Source organism: Mesorhizobium sp. M0659, from assembly GCF_040320605.1.
Lineage (GTDB): Bacteria > Pseudomonadota > Alphaproteobacteria > Rhizobiales > Rhizobiaceae > Mesorhizobium.
In genome coordinates this window covers 283,728-307,523 of sequence record NZ_JAMYPY010000001.1, presented here as the reverse complement: position 1 = coordinate 307,523, position 23,796 = coordinate 283,728, and the positions used below count along the sequence as shown (strand labels likewise).

Here is a 23,796-nt window from a genome sequence, read left to right as displayed (position 1 = left end):
CAGAAAGAGAGCTAAAAAAACCTTGAGACAACTTGTGGTTTTGGAGGGTCGTCTATCTGTTGAGCGCGGCGAAATAGGCCTTTTCGATTTCGGCGGCCATCACATCGGCGCCGAATCGCGCCCTGAGGCTGGCCGTATCGGGCATGGCGCGCCGGTAGGCGTCGAGATCGCGCAGCGCCTCACCCATCTTGTCGCCGAGTTGGCGCGGATCGGGACGGATCAGGGCAGGGGATCCCTCCCCGAAGATTTCGGGAATGCCGCCGACGGCCGTGGCGATCATCGGCCTGCCGGCCGCCAGCGTCTCCAGCACGATATAGGGCATGGCTTCCGCGCGCGACGGCACAACCACGAGGTCGGCCAGTGCAAAGGCCTCCCTGGCTGGCATAGGCGGCAAGAAGCGGACCTGTTTTTCGAGGCCCAGCCGTTTCACCTGCGCATGGTAGCGCGGCAGGTCGTCGCCATCGCCGACCATGACCGCGGTCAAGCGGCGCTCAAGCTGGGACCCGGCCAGCACCAGCGCGTCGATGAAAATGTCAGGTCCTTTGAGGTCGCGCATCATGCCGATGTAGAGCAGGTCGGCTGCGTCGGGCTGTGCGACCACCGGTTCGAACTCGGCGGCGCGCAGGCCGTTATAGACCAGCGTGTTCGGGATAGGCGGTTCGCCGACCTTCCTGCGATAGGTGCGCCGCTCATAGTCGGAGACGAACAGCAGGCAGTCGGTGAAGCGCGCCATGAAGCGCTCGAGCGCGAAGAACAGCTTTCCGGTGGTCGTCGTTTCGTCGTAATGGAGGGAGCCGCCATGCGGCGAATAAAGGCGGGCTACGCGAGACCTTGATACCCGCAACAATGAGCCGAACAGACGGGCATAGGCGCCACCTTTGGCGCCGTGCCCGTGCAACACGTCCGGCCGCAATTCCTTGATGATTCGATAGGTACGCCAAGCGGAGGCGAGGTCGCCCGGTCCGACATGGCGCTGCATCGGCGTGCGATGGATACCGAGCGCCAGGCTGTCCTTCATCTGGTCGAACAGGCGTTCCTCGTATTGGCCGCCGGTGGTCGAATCGCAGACGATGCCGACAGCATGTCCGGCGGCGAGCTGGGCCTCGGTCAGGTCGCGCACATGCCGGAAGATCCCGCCGACGGGTGAGCGAAAGCAGTGGACGATCCTGAGCTGGTCCGCCACGTTGATGTCAGAACAGGCGTTCGCGAACGTAGACCGTGTCGCCCGGCAGCAGCGGATCGGAGGTAACCACCCGGCCTGTCATCACCTTGCCGTTGATGTCGCGGGTGATGTCGACGCTTTCCTGGTTGGCGCGCGGCGAGAAACCGCCAGCAATCGCGATGGCCTTCTGCACGGTGAGGCCCGGCACGTAGGAATACTGGCCGGCGGCGCCCACTTCGCCCATGACGAAGATCGGCCGGTAGCGATCGATCTCGACCGACACGTCGGGGTCGCGCAGATAGCCTTGGCGCAGTTTGTCGGCGAGCGCTTTTTCCAGCTGCTGGGCCGTGTGGCCGCGCGCCGGCACCGCGCCGACCAGCGGGAAGGACATGTAGCCGGACTGATCGACACTGTAGGTGTTGGTCAGACCGTCCTGTTCGAACACCGTGACGCGGACACGGTCGCCGGCGCCGAGCCGATACGGCTGGTCGAGTACCTCGTGGAAGGCCGCCGGCGTCGGCCGGTAGCTGGAGCAACCGGCGAGCATCGACACGGCCAGCAGAGCGCGAAACAGACCAGCAGCGCTTTTCATGATCGGACACACACCTTCGTCGCTATGGCCGCCAGGACACGGCGGCAAACCTTAAGGATCTGGGTTCGTTATCATCCTGTTAGGGTTAATGGCCGGTAAAGGGACGCGGCCGATTTGGCGGCAATCGACAAAAAGCCGTATAGTTTTGCTGGCTTTGTTTACCGGATGTCAGCAAACCCTAACAGCTGCTTACCGCGATCTTAACGGCTGAGTTACCATAGTTGTTTACGCTACCATCTAGCCTCATGTCCGGAGCAGGAATGCATGTCCGACCAGTCCGCGGCCGCAGATGTCGATGTCGACCTGAGACAGCTCTTCGCCAGCCTGGCGCGGAACTGGCTGCGCATTCTTGTGATCACGCTTCTCGTCACTGGTCTCGCCTTCGCGTTCGCGTGGCTTGCCACGCCGCATTATAAGGCCACGACGCAGCTGAAAATCCAGTTGAGCGAATCGGCCTATACGCGGCCTGCCGGCACCAATGAAGACGATAAACCTGTGCTCGATGCGGAAGGTGTAGCAACCGAGGTTCAGGTCATTTCCTCGTCCGACATTCTCAATAAGGTGGCTGGCAATCTGAACCTGGGCGACAAGCCCGAGTTCAACGATGCGCTCGGCATGTCGCCGGTAGCCCGACTTCTTGTCATTGCCGGACTGAAAAGTGATCCGGCAGAGATTCCGCTCGAAGAGCGCGTGCTGACTAAAATGCGCGACAAGCTAAACGTCTATGGAGTGGAGAAGACGCGTGCCATCGCCGTCGAATTTTCCTCGGAAGACCGCCAGCTTGCCGCCGATATTCCGAATGCCATCGCCAAGGCCTACATGGCCTATCAGGCGGATGCCAAGACCACGTCGAACGCGGCCGCGACAGCCTTCCTCGGGCCGGAGATCGACGAGCTGCAGAAGCAGGTCAGGGATGCAGAGGCCAAGGTCGCGGCCTTCCGTTCCGCCCAGTCGGACCTGTTGATGGGCGGCAACAATTCGGTGCTGGCGACACAGCAATTGTCCGAGCTATCGACCGAACTGTCGCGTGTGCGCGCCAGCCGCGCTTCGGCCGAGGCGACGGCCGAAAGGGTGCGCCAGGCTTTGCAGAATGGCGGCTCGCTGGACGCTGTACCCGAAGTGCTGTCTTCCGATCTGATCCAGCGGCTGCGTGAGCGTCAGATCGAGCTCAGAACCAACATCGCCGATCTTTCCACCACCTTGCTCGACAACCATCCCCGCCTGCGGGCGATGAGGTCGCAGCTTGCCGATCTCGACGGCCAGATCCGCAACGAAGCGCAAAAAATCATGCGCGCGTTGCTGACGCAGGCGCAGACCGCCCAGGCGCGCGAAAACCAGCTGATATCGGACGTCAACAAGCTGAAAGCGGCGTCGTCGCGCGCCGGCGAGGAGCAGGTCCAGCTGGATGCGCTGCAGCGTGAGGCGAACGTCCGGCGCCAGCAGCTCGAATCCTACATGGCGAGCTTTCGCGAAGTGTCCTCGCGCAAAAACTATCTGCCGGTCGATGCCAGCGTGTTTTCCGAGGCGCGCGTGCCATCGGAGCCCTATTTCCCCAAACTCGTCCCGATCGTCGGCGCTGCCTTCGTCGGCTCGCTGCTGCTGATGTCGGTCATCACGCTTCTGCAGGAGCTGTTTTCCGGCCGCGCCATGCGCCCGGCGCCCGGCGCCCGCTTGGACCGCATCGAACAGGTTGCGATGCCGGCAATGTCGGCGCCGGTCGTCGACCCGGAACCGGCCGCAGTCGTGGCCGAGGAGGTGGTCGATCAGCGGACGGCCATGGAGTCTGAACTGGCGCCCGAGCCGGAGCAGGAGCCGGCTCCTTCAGTGCTGGAAGGAGCAGCGGCTGCCGATCCAGAACCGCAATCCGAACCCGAGCGGGTACGCTCCAGCCTTGGCGAGATCGATGTCGAGAAGGCGGCGGAAAAGCTGATCGCCAGCGGTGCTGCGCGCGCCATCTTCGTGTCGCCCGAAGGCGATGAGGCGGCTGCATCGGCAGTGCTGGTAGCGCGCGAAGTCTCCGACGCTGGCCTGCGTGTGCTGCTGCTCGATCTCACGGCGTCAGGTGCCGCCTCGCGGCCGATGCTGGACAGCGGACTTTTCCCCGGCATCACCAATCTGCTGGCTTCGGAAGCGCAGTTCAGCGACGTCATTCACGCTGACCTCTATTCCGACTGCCATGTCGTTCCCGTCGGCACCGCCGATCCGGTTCGCGCCATGCGCGCCGCCGACCGGCTGCCGATCATCATGCAGTCGCTGACCACCGCCTATGATCTGGTCATTGTCGAATGCGGACCGGCCGATGCGCAAGGCATCAGCCGACTGGTCGGCGACAGCACTGAGGTCTTCATGTCCATGCTGCAGGCGGACGATGAGGTGGCGCAGGCCGCCGTCGAGCTGATCGAAAGCGGCTATCCCGACCTCACTCTGGTGACGCCGATCGGCCACGAGACGCCGGGTAACCCCGTGCCGGGACGACGTAGCGCCGCCTGAGACATCAGACAATTCGACTTAGGCGGCGCTACTACGGATCGGCTCGTCCATCGCCCGCCGGCTCCCGAAAAACCAAGCCTGTCAGTCGGCGCCGGGATCTACCCCAACTCCAGGGTCGTCACGCCAAATATTCGGCGCGAGTCGACCTTCGGAGGCGGGCCCTTGTACATGCGCGTGGTGGTGAAGGTCGGCCTGAAACCAATTGCTGAAAGCGCCGTGGTGAAATCGAAATTTTCGGCAGGAACGTCGATATGCAGGTCGCCACCTTCGCATGCGGCAGCCAGACTGCCCATGAGCTGCATCGCCGTCTCGGTGTCGTCGGCAAACAGCGGGCCGATCTTGTAACCCGAACGGCAGGGACGAGCCACGGCGTAGCCTATGGTGCCGAGTGAACTGATCGCGGCGAACCCGCAATGCGGCGGCTGCGCCCAGCGGTGCAGGAAGGCTCGTCGAGGCGCGGGGAAACAGCGGGCGTCATAGGCGATGATGTCGGGCACGAGTTGCGTGGTTATCATGCGCACCCCTTCGCTTCGGACGGGCGGGGTCGCGATACGGCCGCTGAAGCGGATGGTTTCGTACGCCGAGCTGAATCCCGTGCGGCGATAATTCGCCAGCTGCGCGGCGACCCCGTCGAGGCCGACCGTTCGGCCGGCCAGCCTGGCCATGCCCGCATTCCAGACTGCTTTGCCATGGCCTTTGCCGCGCATGTCTGGTCGGCAGATGTAGAGACCGATGAAACCGAAGTTGCCGCCATAGGCGACAGCCGAGATGGCGGCGGTCATCTCGTTGTCGACAAAAGCGCCGATGAACCCTTCAGGATCGGTTGGCCGGAACGCGGCGGCATCATCAAGGCCAGGGTTCCAGCCTTCAGCCGCCGCCCAGTCGATGAGAACGGTCAGTTCCGGCGGAGACAATGCGCGGACGGTAGGCTTCATAGCGTTCACTCCGCGGCGACCACCCCCGGCGAGAAGGATTTCAGCACGCCGCGATAGGGCTTGGCCAGCGGACTGGCATAGGAGCCGCGCTTCGAGGTCGACAGGCCCAATGCGATCAGCGCCTCGGCCTGTTTGAGGGCGGCGCCGACGCCGTCGATGACGGGCAGGTCGAACTCTTGCTGCAACCGGTGTGCCAGGTCGGCCATGCCGGCGCAGCCGAGCACGATGGCCTCGGCGCGGTCTTCCGCTATGGCGCGGGCGATCTCGGCGCGCAGTTTCTCGACAGCGCCGGAAGCAGCGTCTTCAAGCGAGAGTACGGGAATGTCGGCGGCGCGCACGCGGGCACGCCCGGCCATGCCATAGCGCTGCACCAGCCCCTCGACAGGGACACGCGAGCGTTCGGTGGTCGTCACCACTGTGAATCGCTGGGCAATGTAGGAGGCGACACCGAGTGCGGCCTCGCAGATGCCGATGACCGGAATGGAGGCCATGGCGCGTGCCGCATCTAGGCCGGTATCGTCGAAGCAGGCGATGATGGCGGCCTGAGCCCCGGCACGTTCGCCGGCGGCGATCTCCATCAAAAGGCCGGGCACGGCCAATGCCTCGTCATAATAGCCCTCGATCGAGGCCGGGCCCATCGAGGAGGTGACCGCGATCACCTCGGTCCCGGCGCCGGCAACGCCGCGCGCCGCCGCCGCGATCGTCTCGGTCATGCTCGCCGTCGTGTTGGGGTTCACCACCAGTATCTGCACAATCAAACCCTGGCCCGCCTGCGGCCGACATAGAGGATGGCGCCCAGTGTGGCCAGGATCACCAGGAAGGAGAACACGGTGGTCACCGTGCCCAGCGCGTAGAGCACCGGCGTCGTGACATTGGTGGTCATGCCGTAGATCTCGAGCGGCAGCGTGTTGAAGGTGCCCGACGTCATCAGCGTGCGGGCGAACTCGTCATAGGACAGCGTGAAGCCGAACAGGCCGACGCCGATCAGGCTCGGCGCGATCATCGGCAGCACGACATGGGCGAAGGTCTGCCAGGAGTTGGCGCCCAGGTCACGCGCGGCTTCCTCATAGGCGGGCGAGAAGCGGTTGAAGACGGCGAACATGATGAGCACGCCGAAGGGCAAGGTCCAGGTTAGGTGCGCGCCGAAGGCCGATGTGTACCAGGCCGGGCGGAAGCCGACCTGCTGGAAGACGACGCCGATGCCGAGCGAAATGATGATCGAGGGTACGACGAGGCTGGCGACCGCCAGGTAGAACAAAGCGGTGGCGCCGCGAAATTTTTGCCGGAAAGCGAGCCCTGCCAGCAGCGACACGACGACGGTGACGATCATCACCATGAGGCCGAGCACGAGCGAGCGCTTGAAGCTGCCGCCGAAATCGCCGACCGCCTGGCGCTCGAACAGATTGGCGAACCAGTGCAGCGACACGCCATTGAGCGGGAAGGTGAGGCCGCCGGTCTCGCCTTGGAAAGAAAGGATCAGGATCGCCGATAGCGGGCCGTAGAGGAACAGCACGAACAGAGTGAAGAAGGCCGCAAGCACATAGAATTCGAGGGTGCGTTTTTCGTGGCTCACCTCAAAGCTCCTTGCGGATGTCGACGATGCGCAGGATGCCGGCGACCATCAAGAGCACCAACACCAGCAACACCACGGCATTCGCGGCGGCTGCGGGATACTGCAGCAGCGACATCTGGTTCTTCATCATCAGTGCGACCGACGCGCTCTGGCCGCCCGACATCACCTGCACGGTGGAGAAATCGGCCATCACCAGCGTGACGACGAAGATGGTGCCGATCGCCATGCCGGGCTTGGCCAGCGGGATGACGACGTTCCACAAGACCTGCCAGCCGGACGCGCCGGCATCGCGCGCGGCCTCGACCAGCGAGCGGTCGATGCGCATCAGCGTGTTGAAGATCGGCGTTACCATGAACAGCGTGTAGAGATGCACCATGGCCAGCACCACGGCGAATTCCGAATAGAGAAGCCATTCGATGGGTTTTGGCACCAGCCCCAATTGCACCAGCGTCGAGTTGATCAACCCGTTGCGGCCAAGCACCGGGATCCACGAGATCATGCGGATGATGTTGGAGGTCAGGAACGGCACCGTGCAGACAAGGAACAGCACCATCTGCATGGCGCTGGTGCGGATATGGAAGGCGAGGAAATAGGCGACCCAGAAGCCGATGAACAAGGTCAGCGCCCAGACGATAGCAGCGAATTTGATGGTGTTGAGATAGGTCTTCCAGGTGACCCATGATCCCAGCACGTCGGAATAGTTCGTCGTCAGGAAATCCGGATACATGGCGGCGAAGTCATAATCCCAGAAGGAGACGACGACGATCATGATGATTGGCAAGAGCAGGAACGCACCGAGGATGAGCGCCAGCGGCGCCGATTGGAGGTAGGGCGTGACGGCACTGATGGAGAAGCGCCGGCGTCTCATCGGGCTGGCGGCGGTGATTGCGGGTCGTTCGAGAACCACGGTCATGCGGAACACCTTCGCACCGGGATGAGAAGATTTCCTTGGCTGTGATCCTTCGCGCCCCCCTCTGTCCTACCGGACATCTCCCCCTCAAGGGGGGAGATCGGCAGCTTCTGCCTCGACGCCTCTTTCCATGAAGTTGGAGATTGGCGAAAACCAAAGCGATATCCAATCTCCCCCCTTGAGGGGGAGATGTCCGGCAGGACAGAGGGGGGCGCGAAGGAATGAGGCATGTCCCGTTGACCCGCTAGCTTACGCCGCGATGAACTCGTTCCAGCGCTTCACCATGTAGCGGTCCTCGTCCATGACCGAGTTCCAGCAGGCGACTTTGCCCATACGCTCTTCGAACGAGCCGCCGTCGCGCACGGCGCCGGCCTTTTCCATGACGGTGCCGTCCGGCGCCTTGATCTCGCCCTTGGCCGGCTTGCCTTCGATCCAGTAGCCCCATTCGTCCTCGGACATGAACTTCTTGGCCGAGACCATATTGGCGGAATAGTAGCCCTGGCGGTTGAGATAGCCGCCGACCCAGCCCGACGTATACCAGTTGATGTATTCGTAGGCCGCGTCGAGCTCGGCGCCTTTGAGATGGGCGGCAAGTCCAAGGCCGCCGCCCCATGAGCGGTAACCTTCCTTGAGCGGCTGGAAGCGGCAGGCGATGCCTTTGGAGCGGACGGCGGCGACGGCCGGCGACCACATCGACTGGATGACCACTTCGCCCGATGCCATCAGGTTGACGCTCTCGTCGAACGACTTCCAGAAGGCGCGGAACTGGCCGGCCTGCTTGGCCTTGATGAGGAAGTCGATCGTCTTGTCGATCTCTTCCTTGGTCATGTTGCCCTTGTCGGCATATTTGATGCTGCCTGTGGCCTCCATGATCATGGCCGCATCCATGATACCGATGGACGGGATGTTAAGGATCGCGGTCTTGCCCTTGAAGGCCGGGTCCATGATGTCGGCCCAGGTGGTGATGTCGCGGCCGACGAGGTCGGGCCGGATGCCTAGCGTATCGGCGTTGTAGATCGTCGGCACCATGGTGAACCAGTTGGTCGGCGCCTTGGCGAAGGTCTTTGAGTCCTGCGCTTCGACATAGCCGACCGTGTGCGGCGCGGTGCCTTGGGCAATGACGCTGTCGGGGGTCAGCTTGCCGGTTTTGAACAATGGCACCAGCTCGTCGTAATATTTCAGCTTGCTGACATCCATCGGCTGCAGCACGCCGCTCGGGAACACCTTCTTGCAGATCCAGTATTCGATGTCGGCGATGTCATAGCTGTCGGGCTGGGTCACGGCGCGCTGGGCGGCCGCGTCGGAATCGGTCGCCGTCATTTCCAGCGTGATGCCGAGGTCGGCCTTGCACTTGTCGGCGATGGCGTTCAGGTTCGACACGCCGGTGCCGAACTGGCGCAGCGTGATGTTGGACTGCGCCCAGATGGTTGGGAAGCCGGTGATGACGCCCGAGCCGGCGGCGAGGCCGACGGCGGCGGCACCCGTCTTGAGCAACGAACGGCGCGATATGCCAGTCTTTGTTTTTATAGTGTTTGTCATGCCTATTCCCCTGTTTTGTTTTGCTTCGTTGAACTCATGAATGAAGGCGGCCGAGGACGATGGCGTCCTCGGAATCCCAGGCGAGCGGTACGGCGTCGCCAAGGGCGACGGGTTTGGCGAAGAAGTCGGAATCGTCGATGATAACGGTGAAATCGTCGATGCCGCCGCCGGTGACCGACAGCTTCACCGTGGCGCCGCGATATTCGATGTTGGAGACGATGCCGGTGAAGCCGAGGCCGGGAGAGGGTGCTTCGCCGATGCGCACATGGTCGGTGCGGATGGCGATGTCGATCGGCGTGCCCACCTCCTGGCCCGCCTCCCGGCCTTGCCCGCGGGCGGCGAGCGAGGCGCCACCATTGACGTCGAAGACGACCATGCCGTCGCGCGCGCCGGTGACCCGGCCGGAGATGACATTGTGGTCGCCCATGAAGCGCGCGACGAAGGCGGTGGCCGGCCTTTCGAACACATCTCGTGGCGGCGCAGCCTGTTCGATGCGGCCGTCATTCATCACCACGATCAGGTCCGCCAATGCCATGGCCTCCTCCTGACTGTGGGTGACGTGGACAAAGGTGATGCCGAGCGAGGTCTGCAATTTCTTCAGCTCGGCGCGCATGCGTATCTTCAGGAACGGGTCGAGTGCCGACAGCGGCTCGTCGAGCAGCAGCGCCTCGGGATCGGTGATCAGAGCGCGGGCGAGTGCAACACGCTGCTGCTGGCCGCCGGAAAGCTGCGCCGGCCGGCGCGTCGCATAGGCCTCCATCTGCATCAGCTTGAGCATGTCGAGCGCCTTGGCACGGCGCTGCTCCTTGTCGACGCCCTTCATCTTCAGGCTGAAGGCGACATTGTCGACAAGGTCGAGATGCGGAAACAGCGCATAGGACTGGAACATCATCGCCGTGCCACGCTTTGCCGGCGGCAGGTCGGTGACGACAATGTTGCCGAGGCGGACATCGCCCGACGAAATGCTTTCGTGGCCGGCGATCATGCGCAGCGTCGAGGTCTTGCCGCAGCCGGAGGGGCCAAGCAGGCAGCAATAGGTGCCTGCCGGTATTTTCAGGCTGATGGCCTCGACGGCAGTCGTCGTTCCGTACACTTTCGAAACGGAGACGATGTCGATCTCGGCGGCTTTGGACATTCAGGCTTCCCCGTTTGGTCGCATTAACCAATGCATTATGCGTGCCAATCGGCGGCAATCGGCCCAAGCGTTTGAATCGACAGAAAAATCGGGGTTCTTGCCCACTGCCTAGCCGGTAGGCTATCTTGTGCATTGCACAAATTATGGGCGATTGTGCGCGATCTGCACAAGAATCGTATGCAATCTTTTTTGGCTTCGTGTCCACTTTGCCTCTCGTGCGCAGGCGACGAGTTGCGCTAGAAGAGGCTGGGAACCATCATCGCCATGAACATTGCCGATCAGATCCATTCCGCCGACAGCGCCAACCAGGATCGCGCCCAGGCGATTCGCGACAATCTGCGGGACGCCATCGTCGACCGTCGGCTGACGCCCGGCACCAAGCTGTCGGAAGGCGAGGTCGGCACGCTGTTCGACGTCTCGCGCACCGTCGCGCGCGCGGCGCTGCAGATGCTGTCCTTCGAGGGGCTGGTGCGTACCGAGCGCAACCGTGGCGCCTTCGTCGCCAACCCTTCGCCCGAGGAAGCGCGCCAGGTGTTCGCATCGCGCCGGCTGATCGAGCCGGGCATCGCCATTGCCGCCTGTGGGCGGGTCACAGCCACCGATATCGCTGCGTTCCGCGCGCAGCTCGACGAGGAAGGCCGCTTCATCGCCGAGCGCGGCCCAACCGCGCGGCGCTCCGAAATCAAGGCGTCGGGCGATTTCCATCTGCTGCTCGCCTCCGTCGCCGGCAATGCCATCCTGCAGCGCTTCATGGAGGAGCTGGTGGCGCGTTCGTCGCTGGTGATCGCCCTTTACGGACGATCCGGCGTGTCGGCCTGCGGGCACAGTGAGCACACGGAAATGGTCGGCGCGCTGGAGAGCGGCGATTGCGGGTTGGTGAGCCGGCTGATGCTGCACCATATCGACCACATCGAGGCGGATCTCGACCTGCGGGTCAGGGCCGGCCCGGCGCTCCGCGAAGCGCTGAATTTCTGAACGCTAGTTTTCGTCGTCCGTGGGAGCGGGCGCTGCCTGTCCGGCGGCCTTGCGGCGCAGCATCTTGGTCAGTTTCCAGACCGTCGGGTTGTTCTTGATGAAGGCTTTCGCCCGTGCGCCCTGCCGCAGCGCCGACGCCAGGGCGCGTCCCTTCAGCGTCAGGGGCGCCAGCACCTCGAAATGCTGGGTCTCGATATCGCACCAGAGCCGCTTGTAGGGCTCGTCGCCGACCGAGAAATCATAGACATCGAAGCCTGTTTGGCAGGCTTCCTCGATGATGTCGAAGAAAAGGAAATCGCCGGGGCTGGTGTGGCCGAGATCGTCCTCGGCGATGGCGCCGAATTCGCAGATCAGGCGTTTGCCCGAGCGGCTCGAGCCGGTGATTGCGCGCAGCTTGCCGGCCACTTCGAGCCCATGCAGCACAAAGGCCGGTTTCTCCTCGGCCAGCGCGCCGGCGAAGAGGGCACGGAAGAAAGCCCGCACCTCCGGCTCGCCGAAGACATTGGCGATGCCCATCTTGGCGAAGCGGAACTCCTTCATCTCGAAGAAAGCGTCGAGCAGCCGGTTCACGTCTTCCGGTGTCTGCGCCTCGATGCGGCGATGAACGCCGACCGCCTCGAACTTGCGTGTCTGCGAACGGTGCTTCTTGCGCTTGCGCTTGCCGCCCACACGCGACAGCAGCACATCGAAACCACCGTCGAGATTGACGGCGAGCGACAGGTTTGGGCTCGGAAAGTTGGAGAACGCCGCCAGCGGATTGGCAACGCCATCGAGGTCGGGGAGCAGCCTTTCCAAGGCAACGAGATCGATGTCGGGGCGCGCCTTGCCGATCGCCGTCACCAGCCTGCGGATCCCCCCGGCATCGGCCTTTGCCAGCCATGCCGGATCGGCGGCGGCGAAATTGCCGTTGGCATGGCGCCCGCCCATGAAGCGGGCGACGCGGAATGGACCAGTTCGCGTGATTTGCAGTGCCAGTGCAAAGACCGGCCTATCCTCGATTGTCAGCGTGGCGACGACCGCATCGGGATTGGCCTGCGCCGTCCAGGCATGAACCCAGGCCGCGCTTTGCGCCGGCGCAAACAGCGCCGAACGGCAGAATTCGCCGTAAGAGGCGAGCGCGGCAGCATCTGCGATCGACACCGACAGACTGGTCTGGTCGGCAGCCGGCGCACGCGCAGACGCCTTGCTTGCGGCGAGCCGATTGCCGTCAAATGACGCGGTGGCGTCAACCATACCTCAATCCTTAAGGCGTATTCGTCGCGATCAGGAGTTCGCGTCGGCGCGTTCCGTGCTTGGATCGAGCCTAGGCGCAAAAGGTGAATGAATGATCGACGGTGGTGAGGCAGTTCGGAAACTGGCGCTTAATATCGCCCGCTTTACCGGCCTTGCACCGCTGGCCAAGCCGTTCGTCGGCGGCATTGGCGCAATCCTCATGTTGCATCGGGTCACCGCCACGCCGGAGAAGCCGGACGGCGTCAACCGCCACCTCAACATCGCCCCGCGATTCCTCGACGCTCTCGTCGCCGACATGAAGGCGAGGGGCTATGCCTTCGTCACCCTCGACGAGGCGATCGAGCGCATCAAGGCCGGCGGCAAGGACGGCCAGTTCGCCACCATCACCGCCGACGACGCCTATCGCGACAACATGACCGAAGCGCTGCCAGTGCTGGAAAAGCACGACGCGCCGATCACCATCTATGTCGCGCCGGGTCTGATCGACGGCAGCGCCGATTTATGGTGGGACGTGGTCGAGGATATCGTCAACGCGCGGGAGCGTTTGACGCTGGCGACGCCGAAGGGGCCGGTGACCATCGACTGCTCGACCCACGGCAAGAAACTCCACGCCAATGCGCGTCTGCATGCCTATCTGACGCTCGAGGTGCGCGAGGAGGATCAGCGCGCTGTGCTGCGCGATCTGGCGCGCTCGAACGGCATCGACCTCGATGGCTTGCGCCCAAGCACGCTGATGACTTGGGACGATATCCGCGCCGTGGCCGGGCACAGGCTGGTGACGATCGGCGCGCATACGGTCAACCACCGCAATCTGAAGCGGCTCGACGAAGGCGATGCGCGCCATGAGATCGTCGACGTCAGGCGCCAACTGCAGGCGCAGCTCGGCGAAGACCCCCGTCATCTCGCTTACCCCTATGGTTACGCCAGCGCTGTCGGCTGCCGCGAAGTGGGCTTTGCCCGCGACGCCGGCTTCGCCTCGGCGGTGACCACTCGCCACGGCGTGCTGCACGCCGAGCACGCCGGCTTCCTGCACGCGCTGCCGCGCATTTCGATCAACGGCCGCTACCAGAGCGTCGCCCATATCCGCACCATGTTGTCGGGCTTAACGACGCCGCTGGCCAATGCCGGCAAAATGGTGGTCACCATCTAACCTGGGGCGGGCTCTTCAGCCTTTCGGCGGCGGCTCCAGGATCAGCCATTTGATGATGCCCATCGCAGGCAGCACCCAGAACAGGCCGCTGAACAGGAAGAACAGGAAGTGCACCAGCGGGCTGGATTGCGACAGCTGCGCGACCGCTATGATCGACGCGACCAGCGCATAGATGATGACCAGCGCCACCAGCAGGAAAGTTCCGATCAGCTTTTTCAGGCGGATGGGCATGAGCGTTCTCGTTGATCGCCTCCGCTTAGGCCCAACCGCGCGCCTGTGCAACCCGGGAGATGCGGCGCGACGGCGTGCCGCGCCGTCCGGTCTTGTCAGCCGGGTTGCGATGGTTCACCAATCCGCCACGTCAACCTGCCGGGACCAACCATGGCCGCCATATCAGCCGCCGCGCCTTACATTGACCGCGATCGCGACTTGAAAAATCGGGCGCTGGTGCGCGGCTGGCTGTATGTCGTGCTTCTGGTGCTGTTTGCGCTGGTGCTGGTCGGCGGCGCCACCAGGCTCACCAATTCCGGCCTGTCGATCACCGAGTGGAAGCCGATCCACGGTGTGATACCGCCGCTCAATGACGCGGAGTGGCAGGAGGAATTCCAGCTTTATCAAAAGATTCCGCAATATGCCGAGCTCAACAAGGGCATGAGCCTGGACGCCTTCAAATCGATCTTCTGGTGGGAATGGGCGCACCGCATCCTGGCGCGCAGTGTCGGCCTGGTCTTCGGCCTGCCGTTGCTGGTCTTGTGGGCGACGCGCCGCATCGAGCGCGGCCTTGGGCCAAAGCTGGTCGGTATTCTGCTGCTTGGTGGCCTGCAAGGCGCCATCGGCTGGTGGATGGTGGCCTCCGGCCTGGTCGACCGCGTCTCCGTCAGCCAGTACCGGCTGGCGACGCATTTGACGCTTGCCGCCCTGATCTTCACTGCCACCATGGTGGTCGCGCGCGGGCTGGCGCCGCATTCGGAGCCTGCCGCCGGCCGGTCGACGCAAAGACTGGCCGGTTTCATCGTGCTGCTGGCGCTGGTCCAGATCTATCTCGGCGGGCTGGTCGCAGGGCTCGACGCCGGCCTGAGCTACAACACCTGGCCGCTGATGGACGGCAAGATCATCCCCGGCGAGCTGCTGCTGCTCGAACCGGCCTGGCGCAATTTCTTCGAGAACCCGAAGACGGTGCAGTTCGTCCACCGGCTCGGCGCCTATACGGTCTTTGCCATCGCGCTCTGGCATATGATTGCGACGCGCCGGCGGCTGCCGGGCACGACACACGCACGCCGCGCAACGCTGCTGTTTCTGCTGGTGCTGGTGCAGGCCTCGATCGGCATCGGCACGCTGCTGATGCAGGTGCCGCTGCACATGGCGCTGACCCATCAGGCCTTCGCGCTGGTCCTGCTGGGATTTGCCGCCGCCCACTGGCGCGGCAACAAGGGCGCCTATCCACTGCCAACGCGGCCGCCCATGAACGCAGGTACATCGTCTACGGTGTCTTGGCCGTCGCAATAATCTATTTCGCGAACGAACTGCCTCGCTACGTCTAAAGCGCGAGGCTGCGCCGGTCAGAAGCTGAGCCGCACCTTTCGGATCACTCCCGCAACCGACAGCTCGCGGTTCTCGTCGACCGCATTCTCGTCCTCATGATGCCATGCGGCCGACAGGCAGCCATAGGCGATGGCATGGTCGAGAATGGCAGCCGGCGTCTGGCCGAGTGTCCTGGCGAAGATCTCAGCCATATGCGCGATGCGCTCGGGATCGAGGCAGAGGTCGTCGCGCCCCAGTGGGTTGTAGAACAGATTGGCGGCGTCGAAGCCGGGATCGCCGAGCACGCCCTTCGGGTCGATCGCCAGCCAGCCGCGCGCACCGTGCAAAATGTTGTCGTGATGCAGGTCGCCATGCAGCGGCTTGACCGCATGCGGGGCATCGAGCAGCCGGTCCGCGATTTCGGCGGCCTCGATATAGAGGCTGTGCTCTCCGGCGTCGCGATCGGCTCCGGCCTTTTTGAACAGGCTGGCAAACCGTGTCCGCAGCGGCTGCAGGTCCGGCGGGGCAGGGTGTCTTGAGGGCGAGAACAGTCTCCCCATCAACTCGGCCGCGATTGCGGTCGCGGCGTTGTCGCCTTCTTTGGCCAGAACGTCGGAAAGCAGGGTGTCGCCGGCATATTCGAGCAGCATGCGGTGGCCGTCCCGGCCAAGCAGCCGCACCGCGCCTTCGCCGCGCCGCCATGCGAGATAGTGCTCGCCGCGCAACTCGTCCTCGACATCGTCGAATGGTTTGAGCGCCTTGACGATGGCCGGCGAGCCGTCCTCACGCCGCACCTTCCAGATGCGGCTCGAAAACGTCTCCGCAATGAGCTCGGGCGCGCTGATCTTCCAGCGCTTTGGAAATGCAGGCGCGTCCATTCAGAGCGTGATGCCGAAAAGTGTTAAGCGGTTTTCGGGCAACATGCTCTCTCCAACTGAATTAAAGGCCGAGCATCAGATCCATGTTCTGAACGGCAGCACCCGAGGCGCCCTTTCCGAGATTGTCATAGACCGCAATCAGCAGCGCCTGCGCCCTGTCGTCATTGGCAAAGACATAGACCTTCATGCGGTTGGTGCCGTTATGGACCTCGGGATTGATCTCGGGCAGGCGCTCCACGTGCTCGTAAGGAGCTACCTCGACCACGCCGCCCTTGATGGCGGCAAAATGGTCGGCGATTGCCGCGTGCAGTTCGGCGCCGACCGGCACATGGTCGAGCCCGCCGAGCTGCAGCGGCACCACTGTGATCATGCCTTGGGCGAAATTGCCGACCGCCGGCTGCATGATCGGATCGTGCGACAGCTTCGCATAGGTGCGCAGCTCCGGCACATGCTTGTGCTGCAGGGTCAGCCCATAGACCTGGAATTCAGAGGCATCCTCGCCCTTGGCGACATAGTCCTCGATCATCGGCCGGCCGCCGCCCGAATAGCCCGAAATGCCATTGACGGTGATCGGGAAATCCGCCGGCAGCAGGCCGGCGGCGACCAGCGGCCGCAGTGTCGCGATCGGTCCTTGCGGCCAGCAGCCGGGATTGGCGACGCGTTTTGCATTGGCGATGATCTTGGCCTGGCCCTTTTCCATCTCGGCAAAGCCATATTCCCAGCCCTCGGCTACGCGATGCGCCGTGGAGGCGTCGATCACCTTGGTGGTGTCGTTGGCAATCAGCGATACGCTTTCCTTGGCAGCCGCATCCGGCAGGCACAGGATGGCGACATCGGCTGCATTGAGGAACTCGGCGCGCGCCGCCGTTTCCTTGCGGCGCTCGGCCGGGATCGAGATGATCTCGAGGTCGCCGCGCTCGGCCAGCAGCGCCCGGATCTGCAGGCCGGTGGTGCCGTGTTCGCCATCGATGAAGATTTTCGGTTTCATGTGCCGGTCAATTCCCTGCTAATTCAGGCCTATATGCCCTGGCCATGGTTTGCCGCGCCATGGTTGCCGCTGTTCAGCTCTTCCGCCCGCGCTTTTCGCTCGGCCACCAGGCCGAGATAGTGCATGGCCACCATCGAGCCGGCGATCGCCGTTATATCGGCGTGATCATAGGCCGGCGCAACCTCGACGACGTCGGCGCCGACAATATCGACTTGGCCGAGCTGGCGCAGCGTCGACAGGATTTTCGCCGAGGACGGTCCGCCGGCAACCGGCGTGCCGGTGCCGGGCGCAAAGGCCGGGTCGAGGCAGTCGATGTCGAAGGTGAGATAGGTCTTCCTGCCGCCGGTGCGGTCGACGATCGCATAGGCGATGTCGGAAGCCCGCATCTCCTCGATCTCGTGACCGTAAAGGATCTTGATGCCGAACGTATCGGGGGCATGCGTGCGGATGCCGATCTGGATCGAACGATCAGGATCGATGATGCCCTCATTGACGGCGCGCCCGACGAACGAACCGTGGTCGATGCGCTTGCCATCGTCAGGCCAGGTGTCCTGATGCGCGTCGAACTGCACCAGCGCCAGCGGCCCATGGATGGCGGCATGCGCCTTGAGCAGCGGCCAGGTGACGAAATGGTCGCCGCCGAGCGACAACAGGAAGGCACCCGATTTCAGGATCTTCGCCGCCTCGCGCTCGATCGTGCCTGGTGTCTTCTGGTGATTGCCCGAATCGAGCAGGCAATCGCCATAGTCGATGACGGCGAGATGCTCGAACAGGTCGCGCGAGAACGGATATTGCGGGTCGTTGTCGAGGATCGCCGAGGCGCGGCGGATCGCCTGCGGCCCGAAGCGCGCGCCCGGCCGGTTGGTGACGGCGGCATCGAACGGAATGCCCCACACGACGGCGTCCGCGCCCTTTGCATCCTTGGTGTATTTGCGCCGCATGAACGAGAGCGCGCCGGCATAGGTCGGCTCGAAGGAAGGCCCCGTCTTGGAGCGGGCGGTGAACGCGTTGTCGATGGTCTGGTTCGCCATTACGGGTCCTTCTTTGTTCATCGGGCTGCCACAACTACAGAACCGGCACGCAAGATGCCAGTCACAGCTTGGCGAAGGACTTGTATCGCCAAGGTGCAAGGCCCGGCGGCTTCCTCTCCGGCGGCTGCGGCGATGAACTGGCGGTGCAGGCCGGCATGCCGGCCGAGACCACGGTTTCTGGGCCGAACGCGGCGCCACCATCATCCAGACCGACGAACCGAAGGCTGCCATTGGCTGGCTGGGGGCCAACGGGTTTAGGGTGCCTTATGTGGATGAGGCGAAGCCGGCCGAGCCGCGAATACGGCGAGTATCAATTAGTAATCGTACGTCGGCGCCATCACCCCACCCGGCGCTGCGCGCCGACCTCCCCATCGAGGGGAGGTAGGGCGTTGGCGCTTTAGATTCCGACAGTCGTAGCGATTGCGAGGCATGCAAGGCTGCCGCGACCTCCTACCTCCCCTCGATGGGGAGGTCGCGCCGAAGGCGCGGGTGGGGTGACAGCGCCGCCCGCAAAATCTTCACGCCGCTTTCGCCACCCCATCCAATTCCCTTAGCACATCGGCCGACAGCTCCAGTTCCGCCGCCGCCAGGTTCTCTCTCAAATGCCCGATCGACGACGTCCCCGGGATCAGCAGGATGTTCGGCGAGCGGCGCAGCAGCCAGGCGAGCGCAACCTGCAAGGGTGTGGCGCCGAGCCGCGCGGCCACATCCGACAAGGTCGACGACTGCAGCGGGCTGAAACCGCCGAGCGGGAAGAACGGCGTGTAGGCGATACCGGCGCGCGCCAGTTCATCGATCAACCCGTCGTCGTCGCGATGCGCCAGATTGTACTGGTTCTGCACGCAGACGATCTCGGCGATCCCACGGCCTTCCTCGACCTGCGCTGGGGTGACGTTGCTCAGGCCGATATGGCGCACCAGACCCTTGCGCTGCAGTTCGGCAAGCGCGGTCAACTGCGGCTCGATCGAGCCCTCGGCGGGACCCATCACCCCGAACATGATGCGCAGATTGACGACATCCAGCACCTCAAGACCGAGATTCCTGAGATTATCGTGCACGGCCTGCTCAAGTTCCTTGGCGGAATAGGCAGGCAGCCATGAGCCGTCGCTGCCGCGCCGCGCCCCGATCTTTGTGACGATGACGAGGTCTTGCGGATAGGGCGCCAGCGCTTCGCGGATCAGCTGGTTGGTGACATGCGGGCCATAATAGTCGCTGGTGTCGATGTGGTTGACCCCGGAGGCCACCGCTTCGCGCAGCACTGCAATGGCCGCGTCATGATTCTTCGGCGGACCGAAAACGTGCGGGCCGGCAAGTTGCATGGCGCCGTAGCCGAGCCGTTTCACGGTGTGGCTGCCGAGGGTGAATGTGCCGGATTTTTGGATGGTGGACATGGTCGGTCTCCTTTGAGGAGGCGAAGATAGACGCTGCTCAACCTCGGGATAATAAGGTACAATCCGTACAGCTTGTGCGGAATGGCGAACAATGATGGACCTTGGCGATCTGAACGCTTTCGTGACGGTGGCGCGTGCCGGCGGCTTTCGCGAAGGGGCTCGCGCCGGCGGCGGCAGCGCGTCGGGCCTGAGCGAAGCGGTGCGCCGCCTGGAGACGCAGCTCGGCGTCAGGCTGTTCAACCGCACGACACGCAGCGTCGTTCCGACCGACGCAGGTCTCAGCCTGCTCGGACGGCTTGGCCCGGCGCTGTCGGAGGTGGAGGCGGCCCTCGACGTGGTCAATGGCTTTCGCGACAGGCCGGCTGGTTCGCTGCGCCTCAACGTCCCGGTCAGCGCCGCGCGGCTGATATTGCCCGACATCGTTCCGGGCTTCCTCGCCGCCTATCCCGGCATTCGGCTGGAGGTCATCGCCGATGAGAACTTCGTCGACGTGCTGGCGGCGGGCTGCGACGCCGGCATCCGCTATGACGAGCGACTGGAGCAGGACATGATCGCGGTGCCGATCGGACCGCGCGTCCAGCGCTTCGCCACTGGCGCCAGCCCCGCCTATCTCGAGCGCCATGGGCGGCCGCAGCACCCGAGCGACCTGCTTGGCCATGCTTGTCTGCGCGGTCGTTTTGCCAGCGGTGCGATGCTGCCGTGGGAATTCGAGCGCGACGGCGAGGTGGTGCGTGTCGACACGACGGGGCCGTTGATCGTGCGGATCGGCGGGGCGAGCGATCTTGCCGTCCATGCGGCCATTGCCGGCAGCGGCATCGTCGCTCTCTTCGAGGGCTGGCTTCGCCCTCACTTCGAAAGCGGCGCCCTGGAGCCCGTGCTCGAACCGTGGTGGCAGAGTTTTCCCGGACCATTTCTGTACTATCCCGGACGGCGTCTGGTTCCAGCGCCGCTACGGGCGTTTATCGATTACATCAAGGCCGGCAAGTTCTGAGACTTGAACCGAGGCCGGCGCCATCACCCCACCCGGCGCTTCGCGCCGACCTCCCCATCGAGGGGAGGTAGGGTGCCGCGTTTTTATGGTCGAACTGGTTTGCTAGCCGCTGGACCATCGTGGATTGTCCGGGCGGCAAAACTGCCGCGACCTCCTACCTCCCCTCGATGGGGAGGTCGGCGCGAGGCGGCGGGGGGGGGGTCTGCCGAGGCCCAAAACAAAAGGCCGCCCGGGGGCGGCCTTTCGATGTCTGGAACGTCGCAGCGCTTAGCGCTTCGAGAACTGGAAGGAACGACGGGCCTTCGCCTTGCCGTACTTCTTGCGCTCGACGACGCGGCTGTCGCGGGTCAGGAAGCCGCCCTTCTTGAGCACGGCGCGCAGTGCCGGCTCATAGTAGGTCAGCGCCTTGGAGATGCCGTGACGAACGGCACCGGCCTGGCCGGACAGGCCGCCGCCGATGACGGTGGCGACGATGTCGTACTGGCCGGCGCGGTTGGAAGCGATGATCGGCTGGTTGAGGATCATCTGCAGGACCGGACGCGCGAAATAGGTCGCGAATTCCTTGTCGTTGACGACGATCTTGCCCGAACCCGGCTTCACCCAGACGCGGGCGATGGCGTTCTTGCGCTTGCCGGTGGCATAGGCGCGGCCCGACTTGTCGAGCTTCTGGACATGGACGGGTGCTGCCGGCTGGGTGTTGGTGTTGCCGGTGGCGGCGCCCAATTCTGCGAGCGAGGAAAGCTCAGCCATCTTATGCAACCTTCTTGTTCTTGGCGTTCAGCGCGCCGACGTCGAGGGTGACGGGCTGCTGGGCGACATGCGGATGTTCCGTGCCTGCATAGACGCGGAGGTTCTTCATCTGACGACGGCCGAGCGGCCCGCGCGGGATCATGCGTTCGACGGCCTTCTCGACGACACGCTCGGGGAAACGGCCCTCGAGCAGCTGGCGCGCGGTGCGCTCCTTGATGCCGCCGGGGTGACCGGTGTGCCAGTAATAGACCTTGTCGGTGAACTTCTTGCCGGTGAACACCACCTTGTCGGCATTGATGACGATGACGTTATCGCCGTCGTCGACATGCGGGGTGAAGGTGGGCTTGTGCTTGCCGCGAAGATGATTGGCGATGACAGTGGCGAGACGGCCGACGACGAGACCCTCGGCGTCGATCAGCACCCACTTCTTCACCACATCCGCAGGCTTCTGCGAAAAGGTTGCCATGGATTTTCTGCTTTCGATTTTGACCTTCCGAAGAAGGCGTTTCTTGTTGCTTGGATTGGCGACAAGGCACTTGCCCGCCGCCAATAACAAAACGGCGGCCTTTGCGGGCCGCTGCTTCGTGACGGCTTATAGGCGAGGGGGTGGTGCACGTCAAGGCGCGGGAAAAGCACGTCTGCTCGTAAAGTGTAATAAAAACAAAGGTTTGATCAAAAGGTATTATTTTACCACATCGGCGGCGCGCTTCGGCGGGATCGAATAGGTGCCGGTCGCATGCGCTACCGTGTGTCCCTTCGGTCCGGCGACGATGTCGATATCGAACACCATCAGGCTCTTGCCCAGCTTCAGGATGCGGCAATGGCCGTCGATCGGCCCGGCTTCGGCCTTGCGGACAAAATTGATGTTGAGGTTGACGGTAACCGAAAGCGCATCCGGCCCGGCATGGCTGAGCACGCAGACATAGCCGCCAATGTCGGCCAGCGTGAACAGCGAGGGCCCGGACACCGTGCCGCCGGGACGCAAATGCCGTTCGCTGGCGTTGAGCCGCACCGTGCAGCCGCCGGGAAACACATCGAGCGCCTCATACGACGTGAACTCGTCGTTGAGCTGGGGGTAGACGCTGGCCATCAGCGCATTGACTTCAGCCGCCGTCAGCACCGGCTTGAGATTGTCCTGGGCGGGCATGTCGGTCTCTCGTTCTATGCCGGGCCTGTATGAACGCAATGATGCGCTTCTGGCAACACCTCTGGCGCAAGCGATGGGTGTTGATGAAACTCGATCCGATATTAGATAGTCTGGCGGCGCCCGGCGGAATCGCGGAGACCCTTGTCATGGCCGAAATCCTTTCGATCAAACCTGTTGCCATAGACGGGCCGGTCATCGCCGGGCTGGACAAGGGCGTGCTGCGCCTGACGCTCGCCAATCCGCCCGCCAATGCCTTGTCGCTTTCCGTCATGGCGGCATTGAGCGCCGAGCTCGACCGTGCCAAGGCCAACAAATCGGTCCGCGTCATCGTCTTGGCGGCCGCCGGGAAAGTCTTCTGCGCCGGTCACGATCTCAAGGAAATGACCGCGCGCCGCGCCGACGCCGACAAGGGCAAGGGGTTTTTCGAGCAGACATTTTCGGCTTGCGCGGCGTTGATGCAGCAGATCGTGCGCCATCCGCTCCCGATCATCGCCGAAGTCGATGGCCTAGCCACCGCTGCGGGGCTGCAACTGGTTTGCAGTTGCGACCTCGCCATTGCCTCGCATGAAGCGACCTTCTGCACGCCGGGCGTCAATATCGGCCTGTTTTGTTCGACGCCGATGGTGGCGCTGTCACGCAACGTGTCTCACAAGCACGCCATGGAAATGCTGCTCACCGGCGAGACCATCGATGCCGCAACCGCCAAGGAATTCGGCCTGGTCAACCGCGTCGTGCCGCGCGAATACCTGAATCAGATCGTCACCAAATACGCGCAAACCATTGCCTCCAAATCATCTCTGGTGGTCAAGACCGGCAAGGAAGCCTTTTACGCGCAGGCCGAGATGGGATTGGCGGACGCGTATGCCTATACCGGCCGCGTCATGGTCGAGAACATGCTGGCCCGCGACGCCGAGGAAGGCATCGGCGCCTTCATCGGCAAGCGCAAACCGGAATGGACGGACGAATAGGTTTTCGATCCATGGAACCGCGCATCTCCATCATCACCATCGCCACCGACGATCTCGAGCGCGCCGTGCGCTTTTACGAAGGCATGGGCTTGAAGCGCCACGCCGGCATCACCGATGGCGTCGCCTTCTTCCAGATGGGCGGCGCCATCCTCGGCCTGTTCCCGAGGCCAAGCGCCGAGGAGGATTCAGGCATTGCCTTCGCCGCAGCACCGTCGGCGGTCTACCTCGCCTACAACACCCGCTCCGATGCCGAAGTCGACGACGTGCTGGCGGCCGCCGAGAAGGCCGGCGGCAGGATCGTCAAGCCGGCAGGCCGCGCCTTCTGGGGCGGCTGGTATGGATATTTCGCCGATGCCGACGGCCATGTCTGGGAAGTCGCACACAATCCGGCCTTCCCGATCGCGGATGACGGCACCATCTCGCTGCCGGACTGAGCG

The 23,796-nt window shown here is 63.7% G+C and carries 24 protein-coding genes and 1 pseudogene; 8 read left to right on the top strand and 17 right to left on the bottom strand.

Annotated features, from left to right (window positions below):
- Positions 1-52: 52 nt before the first annotated feature.
- Both NKI31_RS01590 and NKI31_RS01585 read right to left on the bottom strand, forming a co-directional pair.
- Positions 53-1,183, bottom strand: a complete 1,131-nt coding sequence (locus NKI31_RS01590) for a glycosyltransferase (protein WP_352650156.1) — start codon at positions 1,181-1,183, stop codon at positions 53-55.
- 7 nt (positions 1,184-1,190) lie between these two features.
- Positions 1,191-1,754: a polysaccharide biosynthesis/export family protein gene (locus NKI31_RS01585; RefSeq protein ID WP_023669390.1), complete on the bottom strand. Its 564-nt coding sequence runs from the start codon at positions 1,752-1,754 to the stop codon at positions 1,191-1,193.
- A gap of 264 nt (positions 1,755-2,018) precedes the next feature.
- Here NKI31_RS01585 and NKI31_RS01580 point away from each other — a divergent pair, with 264 nt between their 5' ends.
- Entirely contained in the window at positions 2,019-4,244 is a 2,226-nt protein-coding gene (locus tag NKI31_RS01580) for a GumC family protein (protein WP_352650154.1), read from the top strand.
- A 98-nt stretch (positions 4,245-4,342) separates the two neighbouring features.
- Here the strand turns inward: NKI31_RS01580 and NKI31_RS01575 are convergent, their stop codons facing one another.
- The 6 genes from NKI31_RS01575 to NKI31_RS01550 form a co-directional block, all read right to left on the bottom strand.
- Complete coding sequence (locus tag NKI31_RS01575; RefSeq protein ID WP_023700527.1) at positions 4,343-5,179, bottom strand: GNAT family N-acetyltransferase; 837 nt, start codon at positions 5,177-5,179, stop codon at positions 4,343-4,345.
- A gap of 5 nt (positions 5,180-5,184) precedes the next feature.
- Positions 5,185-5,931, bottom strand: coding sequence for an aspartate/glutamate racemase family protein (locus tag NKI31_RS01570; protein ID WP_023700526.1), 747 nt, complete (start codon positions 5,929-5,931; stop codon positions 5,185-5,187).
- 2 nt (positions 5,932-5,933) lie between these two features.
- Entirely contained in the window at positions 5,934-6,752 is an 819-nt protein-coding gene (locus NKI31_RS01565; RefSeq protein WP_352460127.1) for an ABC transporter permease, read from the bottom strand.
- Between the two features lies 1 nt (position 6,753).
- On the bottom strand, positions 6,754-7,665 hold the full coding sequence (locus tag NKI31_RS01560) for an ABC transporter permease (protein WP_352515014.1): 912 nt from the start codon (positions 7,663-7,665) through the stop codon (positions 6,754-6,756).
- 246 nt (positions 7,666-7,911) lie between these two features.
- Positions 7,912-9,201 (bottom strand): ABC transporter substrate-binding protein, encoded by a 1,290-nt coding sequence (locus tag NKI31_RS01555; protein ID WP_352650152.1) that lies wholly within the window; start codon positions 9,199-9,201, stop codon positions 7,912-7,914.
- Between the two features lie 34 nt (positions 9,202-9,235).
- Complete coding sequence (locus NKI31_RS01550) at positions 9,236-10,336, bottom strand: ABC transporter ATP-binding protein (protein WP_023689478.1); 1,101 nt, start codon at positions 10,334-10,336, stop codon at positions 9,236-9,238.
- 264 nt (positions 10,337-10,600) lie between these two features.
- Between NKI31_RS01550 and NKI31_RS01545 the strand changes: the two genes are divergently transcribed.
- Complete coding sequence (locus tag NKI31_RS01545) at positions 10,601-11,311, top strand: GntR family transcriptional regulator (RefSeq protein ID WP_023669398.1); 711 nt, start codon at positions 10,601-10,603, stop codon at positions 11,309-11,311.
- 3 nt (positions 11,312-11,314) lie between these two features.
- On the opposite strand, the gene NKI31_RS01540 is transcribed toward NKI31_RS01545, so the two are convergent.
- Positions 11,315-12,544 (bottom strand): GNAT family N-acetyltransferase, encoded by a 1,230-nt coding sequence (locus NKI31_RS01540; protein WP_023689477.1) that lies wholly within the window; start codon positions 12,542-12,544, stop codon positions 11,315-11,317.
- Positions 12,545-12,635: 91 nt separating this feature from the next.
- On the opposite strand from NKI31_RS01540, the gene NKI31_RS01535 reads away from it, so the two are divergent.
- Positions 12,636-13,694 carry a polysaccharide deacetylase family protein gene (locus NKI31_RS01535; protein WP_023834213.1) on the top strand — a complete coding sequence of 353 codons (1,059 nt, stop codon included), beginning with the start codon at positions 12,636-12,638 and terminating at the stop codon, positions 13,692-13,694.
- 15 nt (positions 13,695-13,709) lie between these two features.
- Here the strand turns inward: NKI31_RS01535 and NKI31_RS01530 are convergent, their stop codons facing one another.
- Positions 13,710-13,925 (bottom strand): DUF2842 domain-containing protein, encoded by a 216-nt coding sequence (locus NKI31_RS01530; RefSeq protein WP_023669401.1) that lies wholly within the window; start codon positions 13,923-13,925, stop codon positions 13,710-13,712.
- Positions 13,926-14,075: 150 nt separating this feature from the next.
- Here NKI31_RS01530 and NKI31_RS01525 point away from each other — a divergent pair, with 150 nt between their 5' ends.
- Positions 14,076-15,200 (top strand): COX15/CtaA family protein, encoded by a 1,125-nt coding sequence (locus tag NKI31_RS01525; RefSeq protein WP_023669402.1) that lies wholly within the window; start codon positions 14,076-14,078, stop codon positions 15,198-15,200.
- Between the two features lie 53 nt (positions 15,201-15,253).
- Here NKI31_RS01525 and NKI31_RS01520 read toward each other — a convergent pair whose 3' ends face one another.
- The 3 genes from NKI31_RS01520 to speB form a co-directional block, all read right to left on the bottom strand.
- Positions 15,254-16,093 (bottom strand): aminoglycoside phosphotransferase family protein, encoded by an 840-nt coding sequence (locus NKI31_RS01520; RefSeq protein WP_023669403.1) that lies wholly within the window; start codon positions 16,091-16,093, stop codon positions 15,254-15,256.
- A gap of 61 nt (positions 16,094-16,154) precedes the next feature.
- Positions 16,155-17,081: an N-acetyl-gamma-glutamyl-phosphate reductase gene (gene argC / locus NKI31_RS01515; protein ID WP_352650148.1), complete on the bottom strand. Its 927-nt coding sequence runs from the start codon at positions 17,079-17,081 to the stop codon at positions 16,155-16,157.
- Between the two features lie 29 nt (positions 17,082-17,110).
- Entirely contained in the window at positions 17,111-18,112 is a 1,002-nt protein-coding gene (gene speB, locus NKI31_RS01510; RefSeq protein WP_023669405.1) for an agmatinase, read from the bottom strand.
- Between the two features lie 98 nt (positions 18,113-18,210).
- On the opposite strand from speB, the pseudogene NKI31_RS01505 reads away from it, so the two are divergent.
- Positions 18,211-18,430: pseudogene (locus NKI31_RS01505) on the top strand (glycerophosphodiester phosphodiesterase family protein); the annotation flags it as partial.
- 200 nt (positions 18,431-18,630) lie between these two features.
- Here the strand turns inward: NKI31_RS01505 and NKI31_RS01500 are convergent.
- Positions 18,631-19,503, bottom strand: a complete 873-nt coding sequence (locus tag NKI31_RS01500; RefSeq protein ID WP_023689475.1) for an aldo/keto reductase family oxidoreductase — start codon at positions 19,501-19,503, stop codon at positions 18,631-18,633.
- Between the two features lie 91 nt (positions 19,504-19,594).
- Here NKI31_RS01500 and NKI31_RS01495 point away from each other — a divergent pair, with 91 nt between their 5' ends.
- Positions 19,595-20,494, top strand: a complete 900-nt coding sequence (locus NKI31_RS01495; protein ID WP_023693291.1) for a LysR family transcriptional regulator — start codon at positions 19,595-19,597, stop codon at positions 20,492-20,494.
- Positions 20,495-20,761: 267 nt separating this feature from the next.
- On the opposite strand, the gene rpsI is transcribed toward NKI31_RS01495, so the two are convergent.
- The 3 genes from rpsI to NKI31_RS01480 form a co-directional block, all read right to left on the bottom strand.
- Positions 20,762-21,244: a 30S ribosomal protein S9 gene (gene rpsI, locus NKI31_RS01490; RefSeq protein ID WP_023669408.1), complete on the bottom strand. Its 483-nt coding sequence runs from the start codon at positions 21,242-21,244 to the stop codon at positions 20,762-20,764.
- Position 21,245: 1 nt separating this feature from the next.
- Complete coding sequence (rplM, locus tag NKI31_RS01485; RefSeq protein WP_023669409.1) at positions 21,246-21,710, bottom strand: 50S ribosomal protein L13; 465 nt, start codon at positions 21,708-21,710, stop codon at positions 21,246-21,248.
- A gap of 216 nt (positions 21,711-21,926) precedes the next feature.
- Positions 21,927-22,391, bottom strand: a complete 465-nt coding sequence (locus NKI31_RS01480) for a PaaI family thioesterase (protein ID WP_023693292.1) — start codon at positions 22,389-22,391, stop codon at positions 21,927-21,929.
- A 146-nt stretch (positions 22,392-22,537) separates the two neighbouring features.
- Here NKI31_RS01480 and NKI31_RS01475 point away from each other — a divergent pair, with 146 nt between their 5' ends.
- Positions 22,538-23,359 carry an enoyl-CoA hydratase gene (locus NKI31_RS01475; RefSeq protein WP_023689473.1) on the top strand — a complete coding sequence of 274 codons (822 nt, stop codon included), beginning with the start codon at positions 22,538-22,540 and terminating at the stop codon, positions 23,357-23,359.
- A gap of 11 nt (positions 23,360-23,370) precedes the next feature.
- Positions 23,371-23,793, top strand: coding sequence for a VOC family protein (locus NKI31_RS01470; RefSeq protein ID WP_023689472.1), 423 nt, complete (start codon positions 23,371-23,373; stop codon positions 23,791-23,793).
- Positions 23,794-23,796 lie beyond the last annotated feature (3 nt).

What these genes read in the sequence shown, in the direction of transcription:
- NKI31_RS01585 (WP_023669390.1), bottom strand. Translation starts at nt 1,754, where the DNA reads ATGAAAAGCGCTGCTGGTCTGTTTCGCGCTCTGCTGGCCGTGTCGATG.
- NKI31_RS01580 (WP_352650154.1), top strand. Translation starts at nt 2,019, where the DNA reads ATGTCCGACCAGTCCGCGGCCGCAGATGTCGATGTCGACCTGAGACAG.
- NKI31_RS01575 (WP_023700527.1), bottom strand. Translation starts at nt 5,179, where the DNA reads ATGAAGCCTACCGTCCGCGCATTGTCTCCGCCGGAACTGACCGTTCTC.
- NKI31_RS01560 (WP_352515014.1), bottom strand. Translation starts at nt 7,665, where the DNA reads ATGACCGTGGTTCTCGAACGACCCGCAATCACCGCCGCCAGCCCGATG.
- NKI31_RS01555 (WP_352650152.1), bottom strand. Translation starts at nt 9,201, where the DNA reads ATGACAAACACTATAAAAACAAAGACTGGCATATCGCGCCGTTCGTTG.
- NKI31_RS01550 (WP_023689478.1), bottom strand. Translation starts at nt 10,336, where the DNA reads ATGTCCAAAGCCGCCGAGATCGACATCGTCTCCGTTTCGAAAGTGTAC.
- NKI31_RS01545 (WP_023669398.1), top strand. Translation starts at nt 10,601, where the DNA reads ATGAACATTGCCGATCAGATCCATTCCGCCGACAGCGCCAACCAGGAT.
- NKI31_RS01540 (WP_023689477.1), bottom strand. Translation starts at nt 12,544, where the DNA reads ATGGTTGACGCCACCGCGTCATTTGACGGCAATCGGCTCGCCGCAAGC.
- NKI31_RS01535 (WP_023834213.1), top strand. Translation starts at nt 12,636, where the DNA reads ATGATCGACGGTGGTGAGGCAGTTCGGAAACTGGCGCTTAATATCGCC.
- NKI31_RS01530 (WP_023669401.1), bottom strand. Translation starts at nt 13,925, where the DNA reads ATGCCCATCCGCCTGAAAAAGCTGATCGGAACTTTCCTGCTGGTGGCG.
- NKI31_RS01525 (WP_023669402.1), top strand. Translation starts at nt 14,076, where the DNA reads ATGGCCGCCATATCAGCCGCCGCGCCTTACATTGACCGCGATCGCGAC.
- NKI31_RS01520 (WP_023669403.1), bottom strand. Translation starts at nt 16,093, where the DNA reads ATGGACGCGCCTGCATTTCCAAAGCGCTGGAAGATCAGCGCGCCCGAG.
- argC (WP_352650148.1), bottom strand. Translation starts at nt 17,081, where the DNA reads ATGAAACCGAAAATCTTCATCGATGGCGAACACGGCACCACCGGCCTG.
- speB (WP_023669405.1), bottom strand. Translation starts at nt 18,112, where the DNA reads ATGGCGAACCAGACCATCGACAACGCGTTCACCGCCCGCTCCAAGACG.
- NKI31_RS01500 (WP_023689475.1), bottom strand. Translation starts at nt 19,503, where the DNA reads ATGTCCACCATCCAAAAATCCGGCACATTCACCCTCGGCAGCCACACC.
- NKI31_RS01495 (WP_023693291.1), top strand. Translation starts at nt 19,595, where the DNA reads ATGATGGACCTTGGCGATCTGAACGCTTTCGTGACGGTGGCGCGTGCC.
- rpsI (WP_023669408.1), bottom strand. Translation starts at nt 21,244, where the DNA reads ATGGCTGAGCTTTCCTCGCTCGCAGAATTGGGCGCCGCCACCGGCAAC.
- rplM (WP_023669409.1), bottom strand. Translation starts at nt 21,710, where the DNA reads ATGGCAACCTTTTCGCAGAAGCCTGCGGATGTGGTGAAGAAGTGGGTG.
- NKI31_RS01480 (WP_023693292.1), bottom strand. Translation starts at nt 22,391, where the DNA reads ATGCCCGCCCAGGACAATCTCAAGCCGGTGCTGACGGCGGCTGAAGTC.
- NKI31_RS01475 (WP_023689473.1), top strand. Translation starts at nt 22,538, where the DNA reads ATGGCCGAAATCCTTTCGATCAAACCTGTTGCCATAGACGGGCCGGTC.
- NKI31_RS01470 (WP_023689472.1), top strand. Translation starts at nt 23,371, where the DNA reads ATGGAACCGCGCATCTCCATCATCACCATCGCCACCGACGATCTCGAG.